This window comes from Streptomyces sp. NPDC102360, assembly GCF_044766085.1.
Lineage (GTDB): Bacteria > Actinomycetota > Actinomycetes > Streptomycetales > Streptomycetaceae > Streptomyces.
Genome location: NZ_JBIWLG010000006.1, coordinates 307,080 through 324,185, shown reverse-complemented (window position 1 = coordinate 324,185; position 17,106 = coordinate 307,080). Strand labels below are relative to the sequence as shown.

Genomic DNA, 17,106 nt, shown 5'->3' with positions numbered 1-17,106 from the left:
CCTACCGTGAGGCACACGCATGTCCAGCGACTACTTCATCCCTGACCCCGAAGGCCAAGTGCCCAACGGAGAGGGCTACTTCGGCGCGTTCGGCGGCAAGTTCATCCCGGAGGCCCTCGTCGCCGCCGTGGACGAGGTCGCCGTCGAGTACGACAAGGCCAAGAACGACCCGGCCTTCGCCGCCGAGCTCGACGACCTCCTGGTCAACTACACCGGCCGTCCGTCGGCCCTCACCGAGGTGCCCCGGTTCGCCGAGCACGCCGGTGGCGCCCGCGTCTTCCTCAAGCGCGAGGACCTCAACCACACCGGTTCGCACAAGATCAACAACGTGCTCGGCCAGGCCCTGCTCACCAAGCGCATGGGCAAGACCCGCGTCATCGCCGAGACCGGCGCGGGCCAGCACGGTGTCGCGACGGCCACCGCCTGCGCGCTGCTCGGCCTCGAGTGCAAGATCTACATGGGCGAGATCGACACCGAGCGCCAGGCCCTGAATGTGGCCCGGATGCGCATGCTGGGCGCCGAGGTCGAGGCCGTGAAGTCCGGCTCCCGCACCCTCAAGGACGCCATCAACGAGGCGTTCCGCGACTGGGTCGCCAACGTCGACAACACGCACTACCTGTTCGGCACGGTCGCGGGCCCGCACCCGTTCCCGGCGATGGTCCGCGACTTCCACCGGGTCATCGGCGTCGAGGCGCGCCGCCAGATCCTGGAGCGCGCCGGCCGGCTGCCCGACGCCGCGATCGCCTGCGTCGGCGGCGGCTCCAACGCCATCGGCCTGTTCCACGCGTTCATCCCCGACGCCGACGTCCGCCTGATCGGCTGCGAGCCGGCCGGACACGGCATCGAGACCGGCGAGCACGCGGCGACGCTCAGCGCGGGCGAGCCCGGCATCCTGCACGGCTCCCGCTCCTACGTCCTCCAGGACGAGGAGGGCCAGATCACCGAGCCGTACTCGATCTCGGCGGGCCTGGACTACCCGGGCATCGGCCCCGAGCACGCCTACCTCAAGGACTCCGGCCGCGGCGAGTACCGCGCGGTCACGGACGACGCCGCGATGCAGTCACTGCGCCTGCTGTCGCAGACCGAGGGCATCATCCCGGCCATCGAGTCCGCGCACGCCCTCGCGGGCGCGCTGGAGGTCGGCAAGGAGCTGGGCAAGGACGGGCTGATCATCATCAACCTGTCCGGGCGCGGCGACAAGGACATGGACACGGCGGCCCGTTACTTCGGCCTGTACGGCACGGACGGCGCCGTGGCGGCGAACGCCGACACCGAGGTGGCCGAGATCGAGGGAGACGCCAAGTGAGCGGAAACATCGAGCTTCTCAACGACACCCTCGCCGGCGCGAAGGCCGAGGGCCGCTCCGCCCTCATCGCCTACCTGCCCGCCGGTTTCCCGACCGTCGACGGCGGCATCGAGGCGGTCAAGGCCGCCTTCGACGGCGGCGCCGACGTGGTCGAGGTGGGCCTGCCGCACTCCGACCCGGTGCTCGACGGCCCGGTCATCCAGACCGCCGACGACATCGCGCTGCGCGGCGGCCTGAAGATCAAGGACGTCATGCGCACCGTCCGCGAGGCGCACGAGGCCACCGGCAAGCCGGTCCTCGTCATGACGTACTGGAACCCCATCGACCGCTACGGCATCGAGCGGTTCACCGCCGAGCTCGCCGAGGCGGGCGGCGCGGGCTGCATTCTGCCGGACCTGCCGGTGCAGGAGTCGGCGGTGTGGCGCGAGCACGCCGACAAGCACGGTCTCGCGACCGTCTTCGTCGTCGCGCCCAGCAGCAAGGACGAGCGCCTGGCCACCATCACGGCGGCCGGTTCGGGCTTCGTGTACGCGGCGTCCCTGATGGGCGTCACCGGCACCCGTGAGTCCGTCGGCAACCAGGCCAAGGAGCTCGTCGAGCGCACCAAGGCCACGACCGACCTTCCGGTGTGCGTGGGCCTCGGCGTCTCCAACGCGACGCAGGCCAGGGAGGTCGCCGGCTTCGCGGACGGGGTCATCGTCGGCTCGGCGTTCGTGAAGCGGATGCTGGACGCCCCCGACGAGAGGGCCGGCCTCGAAGCGGTGCGCGCCCTCGCGGGTGAACTCGCCGCGGGCGTAAGGGCGAAGGGCTAGAAACCACCCGTAGTAACAGGGAGTCACGTCACCCATACGGATGGAAACCGGACCGGGGAGGCACGCTCGTGCCTTCCCGGTTCGTTGGCGCTGGTGTGAGCGAGAAGAACCGAGAGGGAAAGCGCGCGGCCCGCGAACGCCTTGCCGCCGAGCGCCAGAAGCAGAAGACCGCTGAGAAGCGGCGCAGGACGTTGATCGTGGGCGCGACCGTGGTGTGTGTGCTCGGCCTGGCCGCGGTGATCGGGGTGGTCGCCGCGAATTCGGGTGACGACAGTTCTGGTGACGCGGCATCGGGCCCCGTGGTCGCGCCAAAGGGCGCCGACGGCAAGGACGATCTGGCGATTCCCGTCGGCAAGGCCGGTGCGAAGTCGACGCTGGAGGTCTGGGAGGACTTCCGCTGCCCCGCCTGCAAGACCTTCGAGGACACCTACCGCTCGACGATCCACGAACTCGCCGACGCGGGTGAGCTGAGGGTCCAGTACCACCTGGTCACGCTGATCGACTCGAACATGCAGGGCACGGGCTCGCTGCGCGCGGCCAACGCGGCGGCGTGCTCGCAGACCGCCGGGAAGTTCCGCGATTACCACGACGTGCTGTTCGAGAACCAGCCGGAGGAAACCGACGACGCCTTCGCGAAGAACGACAAGCTGATCGAGCTCGCCGGAAAGGTCGACGGCCTCGACACGGGCACGTTCAAGTCGTGTGTGAACAAGGGCACGCACGACAGCTGGGTGAACAAGTCGTACAAGGCCTTCCAGGACGCGAAGCACACCGGCACGCCGACGGTCCGGCTCAACGGCAAGGACATCCTGAGCGACCAGAGCCTGACCCCGGCCAAGTTCAAGAAGATGGTCGAGGAGGCGAACAAGTAGTCGGAGCCGTTACTCAGCCGTTGCCGGGCTGCCCGTCGTGGCCGCGGTCCGGCACGGTAGCGTCGGACCTGCCATGGAACTTGCCTTCATTCCCAGCCCCGAGCGCGGAGTGGTCTATCTCGGACCCATTCCGCTGCGCGGCTACGCGTTCTGCATCATCATCGGCGTCTTCGTGGCCGTCTGGCTCGGAAACCGGCGCTGGATCGCCCGCGGCGGGCGGACCGGCACGGTTGCCGACATCGCCGTATGGGCGGTGCCCTTCGGCCTGGTCGGCGGTCGCCTCTACCACGTGATCACGGACTACGAGCTGTACTTCAGCCCGGGCCGTGACTGGGTGGACGCCTTCAAGGTCTGGGAGGGCGGCCTCGGTATCTGGGGCGCCATCGCGCTCGGCGCGGTCGGTGCCTGGATCGGCTGCCGTCGCCGCGGCATCCCGCTGCCGGCCTACGCCGACGCCCTCGCGCCCGGCATCGTCCTCGCCCAGGCCATCGGCCGCTGGGGCAACTGGTTCAACCAGGAGCTGTACGGGCGGGCCACCAACGTGCCGTGGGCCCTCAAGATCACCTCGGACACGGACGGGCGGGTGCCGGGCACGTACCACCCGACGTTCCTGTACGAGTCGTTGTGGTGCATCGGCGTCGCGCTGCTCGTCATCTGGGCCGACCGGAGGTTCCGGCTCGGCCACGGGCGGGCGTTCGCGCTGTACGTCGCGTCGTACTGCGTGGGCCGGTTCTGGATCGAGTACATGCGCGTGGACGACGCGCACCACATCCTCGGTCTGCGCCTCAACTGCTGGACGGCGCTGGGCGTCTTCGTGCTCGCCGTGATCTACATGGTGGTGTCCGCGCGGAAGCGGCCGGGCCGCGAGGAGATCGTGGAACCGGGTGTCTCCGACGGTTCGGCGGACGAGGGCGGCGGTGACGTCGAGGACGTCGAGGACGACGTCGACCTTTCGAAGAGCGAGAAGAGCGAGGCGAAGAAGACCTGACGGTCTTCGGCTGTACGTGGGTGAGGGCGCCGGGCCGGTTGGTTCGGCGCCCTTTGCCGTTGCGGTCGGCCGCCTGAACAGACTGTCCTCAAACGCCGGACGGGCTTGGATGTGGACGGGCTGTCCTCAAGCGCTGGACGGGCTCCGAATGTGAATGGGCTGTCCTCAAATGTTGGACGGGCTTGGGTGTGCCAGTCGCAGTGTTCGGCGTGCGGCCGCCACGACCGCCGCGTCGACGAAGCGGCCGTCCGGGAGGGCCAGGGCGCCTGCCTCCGTGGCCGCCGCGCACACGATCTCCCGGGCCGCCGCCACCTCCGCCTCGGTGGGGCGGAAGGCCTCCGCGATCACCGGGAGCTGGCGGGGGTGGATCGCGGTGCGGCCGAGGAAGCCCAGGGCGCGGCCCTCGGCGCAGGAACGGGCCAGGCCCTCCGTGTCGCGGACGTCCGGGTAGACGGACTGCGGCGGTGGCGGCAGCCGTGCCGCTCGCGCCGCCACGACCGCCCGGCCGCGTACCCACGCGAGGCCCGCCGCGTCCGTGACGCCGAGGTCGGCGCGCAGGTCCGCCTCGCCGAGCGCGATGCCGTGCACGCCGTGGTGCGCGGCGATGTCGTAGGCGTGCTCGACGCCCGTCGCCGACTCCAACAGGGCGTACAGGGGCGGCACTTCCACCGCCCAGTCCTGTACGCGGGTCAGGTCCGCGGGGCCGCCCACCTTCGGCAGGCGCAGCGCGTCGAGGCCGGGGAGCGGGGTGAGGCGGCGTACCTCCTGCTCGGCGAGCGGACCGTCCAGCGCGTTGACGCGGACGTGCACCGGCGCCTTGTGCTTGTCGGCGAGGAGTTCGACGGTGGCGTCGAGCGCGTACGCCTTGCGGTCGGGGGCGACCGCGTCCTCCAGGTCGACGAGGACCACATCGGCGCCCGAGCCGAGCGCCTTGGCGACGACGTCGGGGCGGTCCCCGGGCACGTACAGCCAGGTCAGGTACGTCTTTTCCAGCGACTCGCTCATACCGCACCAGCCTCCCGCAGGGACGCGACGTCCGCCTCCGACAGGCCGAGACCGCCGAGGATCTCGTCGGTGTCCGAGCCGTGCGGGCGGCCCGTCCACTGGATGGCGCCGGGGGTCTCGGAGAGGCGGAAGAGGACGTTCTGCATCTTGACCGTGCCGAGGTCCGGATCGGGGAGCTCGGTGATCGAGTCGAGGGCCCGGTACTGCTCGTCGGCCAGGACGTCGCGGATGTCGTAGACGGGGGCGATGGCGGCCTCCGCCTTCTCGAAGGCCGCGACCACCTCGTCGCGGGTGTGCTGCCCGATCCAGCCGCCGACCGCCGCGTCGAGCTCGTCGGCGTGCAGCGCGCGGCCCGCGCCCGTCGCGAACCACTCCTCGTCGATGAACTCGGGCCGCTCGACCAGGTGCATCACGCGTTCCGCGATCGACTGCGCGGACGTCGACACCGCGACCCACTTCTCGTCGCGGGTGCGGTACGTGTTGCGCGGGGCGTTGTTCGTCGAGCGGTTGCCGGTGCGCGGCTGGACGTAGCCGAGCTGGTCGTACCAGGTGGCCTGCGGGCCGAGAATCGACAGCATCGGCTCGATGATCGCCATGTCGACGACCTGGCCACGCCCTGTCGTGTCCCGGCCGCGCAGCGCCGCCATGATCGCGTACGAGGTGGCGAGCGCGGCGATGGAGTCGGCGAGGCCGAACGGCGGGAGCGTCGGCGGCCCGTCGGGCTGCCCGGTGATCGCGGCGAAGCCGGACATGGCCTCCGCGAGCGTGCCGAATCCGGGGCGGTGCGCGTACGGGCCGAACTGTCCGAAGCCGGTGACGCGGGCGAGGACGAGGCGCGGGTTGGCGGCGCTCAGCTCGTCCCAGCCGAGGTGCCACTTCTCCAGGGTGCCGGGGCGGAAGTTCTCGATGACGACGTCCGAGTCCGCCGCCAGCTTGAGGAGGATCTCGCGGCCGCCGGGGGAGGACAGGTCGAGGGTGAGGTTCTTCTTGTTGCGGCCGAGGGTCTTCCACCACAGGCCGACGCCGTCCTTGGAGGGGCCGTGGCCGCGGGAGGGGTCTGGCCTGCGGGGGTGTTCCACCTTGATGACCTCGGCGCCGAAGTCGCCGAGCATCGTGGCGCAGATCGGCCCGGCGAAGAGGGTGGCGAGATCGAGGACGCGCAGGCCGGACAGAGGGCCCGGCTGGGTGGGTTCTTGCGGGTGCGGCTGGGTGGGTTCTTGAGGGTGCGTCATGCGCGGGCCTCCAGGGTGAGCCGGGCCAGTTCGTCGAAGCCGATGCCGTCGAATCCGCCGACTGTCGTCGCGAGGCGGTTCTTGAGTGGGGCCGTCCAGCGGTCGCCGAGCGCGTCCGGATGGCCGGCGAGCAGACCGGCGACCGAGCCGGCGGTCGCGCCGTTGGAATCGGTGTCCCAGCCACCGGACACCGCGCGGCAGATGGAGCCCTCGAAGTCGCCGTCGGCGTGGGTGAGGGCGGCGGCGAGCAGGGCGGCGTTGGGGAGGACGTGGACCCAGTGGTGGTCGGCGTAGACGGTGTGCAGTTCGTCGACGACGGTGTCGAAGTCCGGGTGTTCTTCTGCCAGTTCGATGCCGAGGCGGACGGCTCGTGCGTAGCGCGAGTGCGGGGGTACGACGGCGAGGCCCGCATGGAGTGCTGTGTGTACGTCCGCGGTGCCCGAGGCGGCGGTCGCGATGGCGGCGGCCGTGAACATCGCGCCGTACACGCCGTTCGCGGTGTGTGTGAGAACGGCGTCCCGGTGGGCGAGACGGGCCGCGTGGGCCGGGTCACCGGGGGTGATCCAGCCGAAGAGGTCGGCGCGGATCTGGGCGCCGATCCATTCGCGGAAGGGGTTGCGGTACGTGGCCGTGTGCGGGGGTTCGAGGCCGGTGAGGAGGTTGCGGTAGGCGATGCGTTCGGCGGTGAAGGTGCGGCCTGCGGGGAGTTCGTCGAGCCAGAGTTTGGCGACGTCGGAGGTGGTGAAGGTGGTGCCGTGGCGTTGGATCAGGAGCAGGGCGAGGAGGGGGTAGTTGAGGTCGTCGTCCTCCGGCATGCCGTTGATGTTCTCGGCGAGGGAGGTGGGGGCGCTGCGGCGGTTCCAGGGGTACGTTGCCGCTACCGCGGGGTCCAGGTTGCGTTCGGTGAACCAGCCGCTCAGCGGCCAGTTCCCGGTCGAGCGGGCGATGGCCCGAATCCCGTCGAGCGGCAGCTTCTCCACGGGCTTGCCCAGCAGGCACCCAACGGCCCGCCCCAGCCAGGCGGCGTGCAGCCGGGAGACCTCCCCCACCCCGCCCCTTCCCGAAACCGGGGGCTCCGCCCCCGGACCCCCGCTCCTCAATCGCCGGAGGGGCTGAAATAGCGGCGCTTCCGCCTTCGGGTCCTCGTCCCGGTGGGGCTGATCTGCGGGCTGAAATAGTGGCGCTTCTGCCTTCGGGTCCTCGTCCCGGCGGGGCTGATCTGAGGGCTGAAATAGTGGCGCTTTCGCTCTCGGGTCTCTGTCCTGGAAGGGCTGGTCTGAGGGCTGAAATGGCGGCGCTTCCGCCTTCGGGTCCCCGTCCCGGCGGGGCTGGTCTGAGGGCTGAAGTAGTGGCGCTTTCGCTCTCGGGTCTCTGTCCTGGAAGGGCTGATCTGAGGGCTGAAGTAGCGGCGCTTCCGCCCTCGCGTCCCCGTCCCGGCGGGGCTGATCTGTCAGCCCCGCCGGCGATTGAGGCGGCCCGTCCGGCAGGACTTTCGGGAAGGGGTGGGGTGGGGGAGGTTGCTTGGTCAGCGACTGGATTCGCGCCAGGTCCGTCGGTTCCGGCAGAGGGGAGGGGAGCGCGGCGAGGTCGTCGAGGAGGTGCTCGGCCAGCTGCCGAAGGGCGGGGCTCGCCGGGGTGGTGGACGAACCCGCCCGGTCCGGGGCCAGGTGGCCGCCCGCCGCCAACCAACGAGCTTCCACCGAAGACGCGTCCCGGCCGTCCTGCACCGCCTGGCGCAACTCGTGACCGATCAGATCCTCGGGCTGGACCCACGTCAGCCGGAGCATCACGACCCCGCCACCGCCGCGAACGCGGCATCATGGGCGCGGCGCCGGTCGAGGTCCTTCGCGTACACCTCACGCGTGACCCGCGCGAGCGAGGCCGCAGGACCGTGCAGGTCCAACTTGCTGGCCCGCGCGATCTCGGCGCTCCACTCCTTGGGCACGGCCCCCTCCCCGTACAGCGCGCCGACGATCGCCCCGCTCATCGTGGCGATCGAGTCGCAGTCGCGGCCGTAGTTGACCGAGCCGAGGACGGTGTGGCGGAAGTCGCCGCGGCCGACCAGGAGCATGCCGAGGGCGACCGGGAGTTCCTCGATGGCGTGCAGGCGGGAGGGGCGGCGGGCGCCGAGCGACGGCTTGCGGTACTCGGGGCCGACCGTGTCGAAGGGGGTGACCGCTTCCCGGAGGGGCTTCAGCGCGTTCTCGAAGTCGTCGTGGCGGGAGGCCACTTCGCAGACCGCCTCGATCGCCGACCGCGTGCCGTCCTTGGCGAGGGCGAGGGCGTCCTCGACGACGGACTCGGGCGTCGCGCCCGGCTTGTACGCCGCCGCGACCGCCGCCGCGAAGACGCCCGCCGCCTCCCGGCCGTACGAGGACTGGTGCGCGCCGGCGACGTCGAGGGCTTCTTCGTACGCCTTCAGCGGGTTGCCCGCGTTGACCGCGCCGACCGGGGCCATGTACATCGCCGCGCCGCAGTTCACGATGTTGCCGACGCCCGCCTCGCGCGGGTCCACATGCCCGTAGTGGATGCGCGCGACGATCCACTTCTCGGCGAGGAAGAGGCGCTGGAGGGGGAGGGCCTCCGCCTCGAGTTCGGGGATCCAGCGGGGGGTGGTGATCAGGTCGGGGACGAGGTGGTCGGCGACCGCGTACGCGTCGAGGTGGTCACGGACCTTCTCGTAGACCCGGACGAGCGCGTGCGTCATCAAGGTGTCGTCGGTGACGTGGCCGTCGCCCTTGTGGTACGGGGCGATGGGGCGGGCCGTCTTCCAGTCGTCCTTGTAGAAGGGTTCGACGATGCCGCGGACCCGGCCGCCGTGCCGCTCCGCGATGGCCTCCGGCGTCCAGCCCTCGACGGGGCCGCCGAGCGCGTCGCCCACGGCCGCGCCGACCAGGGCGCCGGTGGTGCGGTCCTCCAGGGAAACGGTGGTCATGCCGAAGTTCCTTCCGCTGCAAGGGAGTTGGTGGTGGCGCGGGCGAGCCGTCCGGCCAGGGTCGTCAGCTCGGTTCCCGCGAGTTGCGGCAGCGCGCAGCCCGCGAGGATGTCGCAGGCGTCCCGCCAGGTGTGCGGCAGCGCCTGGGCGCCGCCGATCGCGCCGGTGAGGGCGCCGGTCAGGGCGGGCGCCGAGTCCGCGACGCGGGACAGGCAGGCCGCGGTGGGTACGGCCTCGGTGACCGACCCCGCGGCCGCCGTCGCCATCGCGAGCGCCACCGGGACGGTTTCGGCCGCCGCGATGCCGTAGCTGTAGACGTGGTCGACGATCTCGTGTTCCAGGACGGGGACCAGCGCGAACGCGTTGCCGGGCTGTCCTGGGCGGTCCGCCGCCGCGGCGCGGCCGAGTTCCACGGCTCGGTGGGCGTTGCGGTGGATCTCGGTGCCGGCCGGTAGCTGGGCGAGTGCGGCGTCCACGCAGGTGTCGACGTCGGCGCCGCCGAGCGCGGTCGCGACGGCCGCCGCCATGGCGCGGGCGCCGTGCACGCCGTCGCCGTCCTGGGTGTAGCGGGCGTCGAACTCGGCGAGGTCCGCGGCGAGTTCGGGCCTGCCCGGGTGAACGACCGCGAGGACCGCGGCGCGGACGCAGGCCGCGTCGTCGAAGTAGTGCGGGTTGTCGTGGCCGGTGGCGGGTGGGCGCAGGCCCGCGGCGAGGTTGCCGAGGCCGGCGCGGACCGAGATGCGGGCGCGCAGGGGGATGTCGGCGGATTCGATCTCGTCGGCGTGGGCCGCTGCCGCGGAGATCTCGTCGGCGAGGGTGTTCCAGGCGAGGGAGAGGGAGGAGCGGACGCGGTGGTCGGGGTCGAGGTCGCCGAGGCCGTCGGCGTGGGCGGAGAGGACGGCGAAGGCGGTGAACGCGGCCCATTCGGCGTCGTCGGAGGGGCCGAGGCGGAGGGGTTCCGGGGGTTGGTTCAGGGCGATGGGGACGGGGAGGGTGGTGGTGGCGTTCTGCTCGGCGAAGGTGTCGAGTTCGCGGGTGAGGCGGCGGGTCCAGTCGGGGAGCCGTGCCGCACGGTGCCGCCCTGACGGCCAGCCGGCGGCGTCCCCTGCGGCGATTCCCAGGAGGAGGCCGTGGATGCGGTCTGCCGTTGCTGTTGCGGCGGATGCGGTTGCGGCCTCGGGGCTCTGCCCCGGACCCCGCGCCTCAATCGCCGGCGGGGCTTGATTCGGCTCAATCGCCGCAGGGGCTGAAAGATCGGGGCTCTGCCCCGGACCCCGCGCCTCAAACGCCGGCGGGGCTTGAAAGTCGGGGCTCGGCCCCGAACCCTGTGCCTCAATCGCCGGCGGGGCTTCAAGATCGGGGCTCTGCCCCGGACCCCGCTGCTCAATCGCCGCAGGGGCTTGATTTTCCGGGGCTGCGCCTGAGTGGGCCGCAGGGGCTTCATCGGGGGTCGGATCGGCAATATCAGCCCCGCCGGTGTTTGAGGCGCGGGGTCCGGGGCGGAGCCCCGTGGCGTGATCGGGGTTCATGCCACGGCCCCCGTCCGGTCCGGCGGCGGAGGTGTCAGGTGGTCCGCTACGTCGAGGACGTGGCGGCCCGCCATCGACGGGAGGCAGCTGCCGCGGACCGGGCCGATCGCGGACGCCCAGGCCGGCGGGATGGACGACTCGCCGCACAGGGCACCGGCAAGCGCGCCCGCCACCGCCGCCGTCGTATCCGCGTCGCGGCCCATGTTGACCGCTGTGAGGACCGATTCGCGGAAGTCGCCGCGGGCCACCGCGAACGCGCCGAAGGCCAGGCCGACCGCCTCCGGGGCCAGGTCCGTCCACGGGTAGCCGCCGATGACGACGGCCTTGCGGACCGCCCGTTCCATGGAGAGCTGCGTGCCGTCCGGGTCACGGCGGGCCCGCCGCGCCGCCGAGACCGCGCGGTGCAGGGAGCGTGCCGTCCACGAGTCGTCGGGGACGACCGAGAGCGCCGCCTGCACCACCGCGTCCGGGTTGTGGCTGACCATCGCCGCCGCGACCCCCGCCGCGACCGCGCGGCCGCCGTGGATGCCCTCCCCGTCGTGCGACACCGTGCCGTCGATCGACACCAGACGGGCCGCCTCGGCGGGGCGGCCCGCCGCGTACACCCCGAAGGGCGCCGCGCGCATCGCGAGGCCGTCGCTCCAGGCGTGCCGGTGCTGGGCGGAGATGGGGGCGGCGAGGCCCCGGCGGAGGTTCTCGAGCGTGCCGCGTTCGCTGAAACCGGCGCCCTTGAACGGGCCCTCGTCGCGGTCCGCGATCCACGTGTGCCAGGCCCGCTCGACGTGCTCGATGGTGAGGCCCGCGCCGTGCTCGGCGAGGAGGAGGCCCGAGAAGATCGCGTACTCGGTGTCGTCCGTGCCCGCCGGGTCGGCGGAGACGAAGTCCTCGATGCGGCCCCAGCGTTCGCGGATCTGGGACGGCTTCATGTTCTCCGCGGGTGCGCCGAGCGCGTCACCGACGGCGAGGCCGAGGAGCGCCCCGCGGGCGCGGTCCCGCAGGGAGATCGCGGCAGGGGGCTGAGGGGGCGGGACCGTGTGGAGTCTGCGCGGTCCCGCCGTGTCGTCCGCCGGAGGATCCGGTTCGACGCTGACGCTCATGGTGTGTTCGTGCTCATCTCTGGGGTTGTGCTGGTCGTACCGATGGGGCGATGGGGCGGCTCAGCGTTGGTAGCGGTTCAGAATCAGATTGCCGTCGTCCGCCAGGCGCTTGCGCAGCTCTGTTACGCCGAACGCGCCGTTGTAGTACTCCTGGAAGGCCGGAGTGGCGATCTTGTCCTTCCATTCGGCGTAGCCCCGCACCCCGAGCACCGGGGACGGGCGCAGCGAGGCGGCCAGCTCCGAGCCGGTCCTCCAGCCGTACTTCTCCGTGGTGAGCGACGGGTCCTTCAGGGCCTGCCTGCTGGTGGGCAACAGCCAGTCGCCGCGCGCCAGTTGGACCTGGTGGTCGGCCTGCGTGAGGAAGGCGATGAACCGGGCCGCCGCCTTCTTGTGCTTGCTGTCCTCGGAGACGGACAGGGTCTGCGGGGCGACGCCCTGGGCCAGTCCGCCCGAGCCCGCGGGCATCGGCAGGACGGTCCAGTCGAAGCCCTTGGGGGCCTGCTGCTGGACCTGCTGCCGGAACGAGAAATTGAGCGGCAGCATCGCGTACTTGCCCGCGAAGAAGCCGGGCAGCGTGTCCGAGCCGGCCATGCCGAGCGCCGATTTCGGCGCGGTGTGCGCCTTGTCGACCTGCCGGTTGATCAGCCGTGCGACGGCCGAGTCCGCGGCGCCGTAGCGGATCTCGTTCCTGCCGTCCGCGTCCTTGTAGAAGATCTTGCCGCCGGTGGACTGTGCGAGGTTCACGGACTGGGTGACGGGCTCCTTCATCGACCAGGCGACGCCGTACTGTTCGGGCTTTCCGTCACCGTTCTTGTCGCGTGTGAGCTTCTTGCTCACCTGCTCGAACTCGGCCCAGGACCAAGGGTGTTGGACGGTTGGCACACGCACCCCCGAGCGCTTCAGGAGCTTCTCGTTCACGACGAGCACGCGCGGTTCCTGGAGGAACGGGATGCCGTAGATCTTCTTCCCGTACGTCGTCGTGGCCCAGGACGCCTTCGGGATGTCCGCGCGCAGCGACTTCGGCAGGTAGGGGCTCAGATCGGCGAGGTAGCCGCCGTGCCCGAAGTCGGTGAGGTCGGAGGCGTCGTCGTGGAAGATGTCCGGCGCCTTGCCGCCCTCGAAGGAGGTCAGCATCTGGTCGTGGATGCTGTCCCAGACGCCCTGGACGTACTTGACCTTGACCTTGTCGTGGGTGTCGTTCCACTGCTTCACCAGCGCCTTGTTGGCCTCGATCGACTCCTTCTGCCAGGCGAGGCTGAGGAATTCGAGGGTGACCGTGCCGTCCGCCGACTCGGAGTCCGAACCGGACCCGGAGCAGCCGGTGACCAGGGCGAGCGAGAGCGCGGCCGCGGCCGCCGCGGTGAACTTCCGTACGCGCATCAGCCCTTCACCGCCCCGCTGAGCATGCCGCCCACAAGCCGCCGCTGGAGCAGCGCGAAGAAGACGAGGCTGGGGATCGTGGCGAGGACCGAGGCCGCGGCGAGCGGCCCGAGGTCGGCGACGCCCTCGGCGCCGAGGAAGCGGGTGAGGATGACCGACATCGTCTGGTTCTCCGGGGACTTGAGGAGGACGAGGGCGAAGAAGAACTCGTTCCAGGCGGTCACGAAGCTGAACATCAGCGTCGCCACCAGGCCGGGAGTGAGCAGCGGGAGCACCACGCTCGTGAGGGTGCGCAGGCGGCCCGCGCCGTCCATCGCCGCCGCCTCCTCCAGCTCACGCGGCACCGACTTCACGTAGCCCTGGAGCATCCAGAGCGAGAAGGGCAGGTTCCAGACGACGTAGACGATGATCAGGCCGAAGAGGCTGTCGATCATTTGCAGGTTCTTCAGGACCAGGAACAGCGGGATGATGATCAGCACGAACGGGAACATCTGGCTGACCAGGATCCAGCCCGTGCCCGCCTGGCTGACGCGGGTCCTGTACCGGACCATGACGTACGAGGCCGGGACCGCGATCGCCACCGAGATCACGGAGGCGCTGACCGCGACGACCAGGCTGTTGAGCGCGGAGCGGAGCAGTGGCTGCGCGTCGAACGCGGCGCGGTAGTTGTCCAGGCTCGGATGCCGCGGCAGCCAGCTCGGGTCGATCGCGCCCAGCTCCTGCGGGGACTTGAACGACGTCGAGATCAGCCAGAGGAACGGGAAGGCGAGGAAGATCATGTAGCAGAGCAGCGCTGCGTACTGACCTGTACGGCCCGCGACCCGGGGGAGTGTCGTACTCGCGCTCATGCTGCCGCCTCCACATCTTCCTTCAACTTCTTACGGAGGAACAGCGTCAGCAGCACCGCGATCACCGCGACCATCGCCAGGCCCATCGCGGCGGCGTATCCGAACTGCCCGTACTTGAAGGCCTCTTCGTACGCGAACAGCATCGGGAGCCGGGTCTGGCCGCCGGGCCCGCCCTGCGTCAGCACGTAGACCAGGCCGAAGGAGTTGAAGTTCCAGATGAAGTTGAGCGCCGTGATGGCGATGACCACCGGCTTCAGGGCCGGCCAGGTCACGGCCGCGAAGCGGCGCCACAGGCCCGCGCCGTCCAGCTGAGCGGCCTCCCGCAGCTCCACCGGCACGTTCTGCAGCCCGGCGAGGAGCACCACCGTCGTCTGCGGCATGCCCGCCCACACGCCCACGACGATCACGGCGGGCAGCGCGTACGACAGGTCCGCGAGCCAGTCGACGTTCTCGTGGATGATCCCCAACTGGGTCAGCGTCTTGTTCAGGACGCCCGCGTCCGAGTGGTAGACGAGCCGCCACATGATGCCGACGACGACCTCCGGCATCGCCCACGGGACGAGCGCCAGGGTGCGGGCCAGCCAGCGGAAACGCAGATTCTGGTTGAGCAGCAGCGCGAGGCCGAGCGCCAGCACGAATTGGAGTGCCGTCACGGACACCGCCCACACCAGGCCGATCCGGAACGACTCCCAGAACAGCGAGTCGTGGCGCAGGTCGAGGAAGTTGTCCAGGCCGACGAACTGCGTGGGCGAGGTCCGGCCCGCCTGCGAGTCGGTGAACGCGAGTGAGAGGCCGTACAGGAGCGGGCCCACGCTGAGGATCAGAATCGGGATCAGCGCGGGCATCAGCAGGAACCACGCGCCCCGGTCCAGGCCCAGCGCTCGCTTGCGCTGACCCGGCGTACGGGGAGGTGGTGTGCCGCGGCTGCCAGGGACGGCACTGTCCCGTGGCGCGGTGAGACTCATGACAATCCTCGATGTCTCAACTGTCGGGCGCCGCCCGGCCCGTGGAGGCGCGGACGACGAGGCGGGGACGGGCGGTGGTGCTGTGAGGGACGGGGTTCTCGGGGCTTTCGGTACTGGTCAGGCGGTGCAGCAGCATTTCGGCCGCGCGCCGCCCGCGCTCCGTGGAGCCCAGGTCGACGCTGGTCAGCGGGGGCCAGCCGGCCTGCGCGAGCTCGCTGTCGTCCATCCCCGCGACGGCGACGTCCTCGGGGATCCGCAGTCCGCGGGCGTGCAGGGCGCGGGCCGCGCCGAGCGCCAGCTGGTCGTTGGCGCCGAAGACCGCGTCGGGCCTCAGGTCGAGGAGCGCCTCGGTGGCCGCGGCCCCGGACTCGATGCCGAAGTCCGTGTGCACGACGAGCTCCGGTTCGTATGCGAGGCCGCAGTCCGCGACGGCCTTGCGGAAGCCCTCGCCGCGCTTGCGCCCGGGGACCGTGTCCGCGGGGCCGTTGACGAAGGCGATGCGGCGCCGGCCCGTCTCGTACAGATGGCGCACGGCGAGCGCGACGCCCTCGACGGAGTCGGCACGCACGCTGTCGACCGGTACGCCGCCGGGCAGCGAACCGATCACGACGACCGGTCCCGAGGCCGAGCGCAGCGCGTCCACATGGGCGTCCGTGATGCGGATGGGGCACAGGATGAGGCCGTCGCTGGTGCGGTCGCCGAGGCTGCGGAGCACGGCCAGCTCGTCCTCGGCGACGGCGTCCGTGGAGTGCAGGAGGAGGCGGTACCCGGCGGCCTTCGCGACGGACTGGATGGCGCGGACCATCGCCACGTACACGGGGTTGCCGATGTCGGGCATCGCGAAGGTGAGCTGGCGGGTGCGGCCGTCCTTGAGGGAGCGGGCCACCGCGTTGGGCACATAGCCGAGTTCGGCGGCGGCGCGCTCGACCTTCTCGACGGTCGCGGGGCGGGCCCCGATCCCGTTGAGCACGCGGGAGACGGACGCGATGGAGACCCCGGCGCGCTCGGCGATGGAGATGATCGTCGGCTTCGGCACCGCGTTCCTCCCCGTCTTCTGTAAACGTTTTCCGTTGCTGGAAACGTTTACGGATGTTGCTCCCCCGTTTCCGGCCCGTCAACGCGTGTTTCCTGTGATCCAAGTCACCGGCCCGTTCGGGAAGGTGGAGGTCAGCGTGTTGCGCAGGGCGCAAAACCGCAGGTAAGTACGGCCTTCCTTGCTGGCAGGGCCGATTTTTCGCGCGTACTTTCGGACTCGTAGAAACAGCAGTCGCAGGGGAGTGGGGTTCACGAGCATGACCATCATCGAGACCGGGGCAGCACTGCACGACGCCCACCGGGACAACCACACACACCGTGATGTCAACGGTGGCTGGCTGCGTCCCGCGGTCTTCGGCGCGATGGACGGGCTCGTCTCCAACTTCGCGCTCATGGCCGGCGTCGCGGGCGGCGCCGCCTCGCAGCAGGTCATCGTCATCACCGGCCTGTCGGGCCTCGCCGCCGGAGCCTTCTCCATGGCCGCCGGCGAGTACACCTCCGTCGCCTCCCAGCGCGAGCTGGTCGAGGCCGAACTCGACGTCGAGCGCCGCGAGTTGCGGAAGCATCCGGCCGACGAGGAGAAGGAGCTCGCCGCGCTGTACGTCTCCCGTGGCGTCGAACCGAAGCTCGCGCACGAGGTGGCGAGGCAGCTCTCGCGCGACCCCGAGCAGGCCCTGGAGATCCATGCGCGCGAGGAGCTGGGCATCGACCCCGGTGATCTTCCCTCGCCGATGGTCGCCGCCGTCTCGTCCTTCGGGTCGTTCGCGCTCGGCGCCCTGATCCCGGTGCTGCCCTATCTGCTCGGGGCGAGCGCGCTGTGGCCCGCCGTGCTGCTCGCGCTCGTCGGACTCTTCGCGTGCGGGGCGGTCGTGGCCAAGGTGACGGCGCGTTCCTGGTGGTTCAGCGGCTTGCGGCAGTTGGCCCTCGGTGCCGCCGCGGCGGGTGTGACGTATCTCCTGGGGAGCGTCTTCGGGACTTTTGCTGGTTGACGGGTCGCGGCCGTGGCCTGAAGATGCCTATACAGCCTCTTGCATAAGTAGTCGTTACCGCGCGGTTTCGATTACTTGACCACGGGGCATGAGCCGTAAGCGCTGGGGGCAAT

General features: G+C 70.9%; 15 protein-coding genes. 5 read left to right on the top strand and 10 right to left on the bottom strand.

Features of this window, described 5'->3' with window-relative positions; genetic code table 11:
• Window positions 1–19: 19 nt before the first annotated feature.
• The 4 genes from trpB to lgt all read left to right on the top strand — a co-directional run bounded on the left by trpB (window position 20) and on the right by lgt (window position 3,978).
• Complete coding sequence (gene trpB, locus ACIRHA_RS24860) at window positions 20–1,306, top strand: tryptophan synthase subunit beta (protein WP_403849702.1); 1,287 nt, start codon at window positions 20–22, stop codon at window positions 1,304–1,306.
• Window positions 1,303–2,118, top strand: coding sequence for a tryptophan synthase subunit alpha (gene trpA / locus ACIRHA_RS24855; RefSeq protein WP_403849699.1), 816 nt, complete (start codon window positions 1,303–1,305; stop codon window positions 2,116–2,118). The genes trpB and trpA overlap by 4 nt, the downstream gene beginning before the upstream one ends.
• Before the next feature lie 95 nt (window positions 2,119–2,213).
• Complete coding sequence (locus ACIRHA_RS24850) at window positions 2,214–2,990, top strand: DsbA family protein (protein WP_403849697.1); 777 nt, start codon at window positions 2,214–2,216, stop codon at window positions 2,988–2,990.
• Window positions 2,991–3,063: 73 nt separating this feature from the next.
• Window positions 3,064–3,978, top strand: a complete 915-nt coding sequence (gene lgt / locus ACIRHA_RS24845; RefSeq protein WP_403849694.1) for a prolipoprotein diacylglyceryl transferase — start codon at window positions 3,064–3,066, stop codon at window positions 3,976–3,978.
• A 165-nt stretch (window positions 3,979–4,143) separates the two neighbouring features.
• On the opposite strand, the gene ACIRHA_RS24840 is transcribed toward lgt, so the two are convergent.
• The 10 genes from ACIRHA_RS24840 to ACIRHA_RS24795 all read right to left on the bottom strand — a co-directional run bounded on the left by ACIRHA_RS24840 (window position 4,144) and on the right by ACIRHA_RS24795 (window position 16,005).
• Window positions 4,144–4,983, bottom strand: a complete 840-nt coding sequence (locus ACIRHA_RS24840) for an HpcH/HpaI aldolase/citrate lyase family protein (RefSeq protein WP_403849691.1) — start codon at window positions 4,981–4,983, stop codon at window positions 4,144–4,146.
• The gene (locus tag ACIRHA_RS24835; RefSeq protein ID WP_403849688.1) at window positions 4,980–6,215 is read right to left on the bottom strand and encodes a CaiB/BaiF CoA transferase family protein; all 1,236 of its coding nucleotides are present in this window, start codon (window positions 6,213–6,215) and stop codon (window positions 4,980–4,982) included. The genes ACIRHA_RS24840 and ACIRHA_RS24835 overlap by 4 nt, the downstream gene beginning before the upstream one ends.
• Window positions 6,212–7,702 (bottom strand): ADP-ribosylglycohydrolase family protein, encoded by a 1,491-nt coding sequence (locus ACIRHA_RS24830; protein WP_403850145.1) that lies wholly within the window; start codon window positions 7,700–7,702, stop codon window positions 6,212–6,214. The genes ACIRHA_RS24835 and ACIRHA_RS24830 overlap by 4 nt, the downstream gene beginning before the upstream one ends.
• A 299-nt stretch (window positions 7,703–8,001) precedes the next feature.
• Window positions 8,002–9,150, bottom strand: coding sequence for an ADP-ribosylglycohydrolase family protein (locus tag ACIRHA_RS24825; RefSeq protein WP_403849685.1), 1,149 nt, complete (start codon window positions 9,148–9,150; stop codon window positions 8,002–8,004).
• Window positions 9,147–10,679: an ADP-ribosylglycohydrolase family protein gene (locus ACIRHA_RS24820; protein ID WP_403849682.1), complete on the bottom strand. Its 1,533-nt coding sequence runs from the start codon at window positions 10,677–10,679 to the stop codon at window positions 9,147–9,149. Before ACIRHA_RS24820 ends, ACIRHA_RS24825 begins: the two co-directional genes overlap by 4 nt.
• Complete coding sequence (locus ACIRHA_RS24815; RefSeq protein ID WP_403849679.1) at window positions 10,676–11,776, bottom strand: ADP-ribosylglycohydrolase family protein; 1,101 nt, start codon at window positions 11,774–11,776, stop codon at window positions 10,676–10,678. The genes ACIRHA_RS24820 and ACIRHA_RS24815 overlap by 4 nt, the downstream gene beginning before the upstream one ends.
• 60 nt (window positions 11,777–11,836) lie before the next feature.
• Window positions 11,837–13,156 carry an ABC transporter substrate-binding protein gene (locus tag ACIRHA_RS24810; RefSeq protein WP_403849676.1) on the bottom strand — a complete coding sequence of 440 codons (1,320 nt, stop codon included), beginning with the start codon at window positions 13,154–13,156 and terminating at the stop codon, window positions 11,837–11,839.
• Window positions 13,156–14,004, bottom strand: coding sequence for a carbohydrate ABC transporter permease (locus tag ACIRHA_RS24805; protein WP_403849673.1), 849 nt, complete (start codon window positions 14,002–14,004; stop codon window positions 13,156–13,158). The genes ACIRHA_RS24810 and ACIRHA_RS24805 overlap by 1 nt, the downstream gene beginning before the upstream one ends.
• Window positions 14,001–14,969: a carbohydrate ABC transporter permease gene (locus ACIRHA_RS24800; RefSeq protein WP_403849670.1), complete on the bottom strand. Its 969-nt coding sequence runs from the start codon at window positions 14,967–14,969 to the stop codon at window positions 14,001–14,003. Before ACIRHA_RS24800 ends, ACIRHA_RS24805 begins: the two co-directional genes overlap by 4 nt.
• 16 nt (window positions 14,970–14,985) lie before the next feature.
• Complete coding sequence (locus tag ACIRHA_RS24795; RefSeq protein ID WP_403849667.1) at window positions 14,986–16,005, bottom strand: LacI family DNA-binding transcriptional regulator; 1,020 nt, start codon at window positions 16,003–16,005, stop codon at window positions 14,986–14,988.
• A 256-nt stretch (window positions 16,006–16,261) separates the two neighbouring features.
• On the opposite strand from ACIRHA_RS24795, the gene ACIRHA_RS24790 reads away from it, so the two are divergent.
• A complete protein-coding gene (locus ACIRHA_RS24790; RefSeq protein ID WP_403849664.1) occupies window positions 16,262–16,993 on the top strand; it encodes a VIT1/CCC1 transporter family protein in 732 nt (243 codons plus the stop codon).
• The last annotated feature ends 113 nt before the right edge of the window (window positions 16,994–17,106 follow it).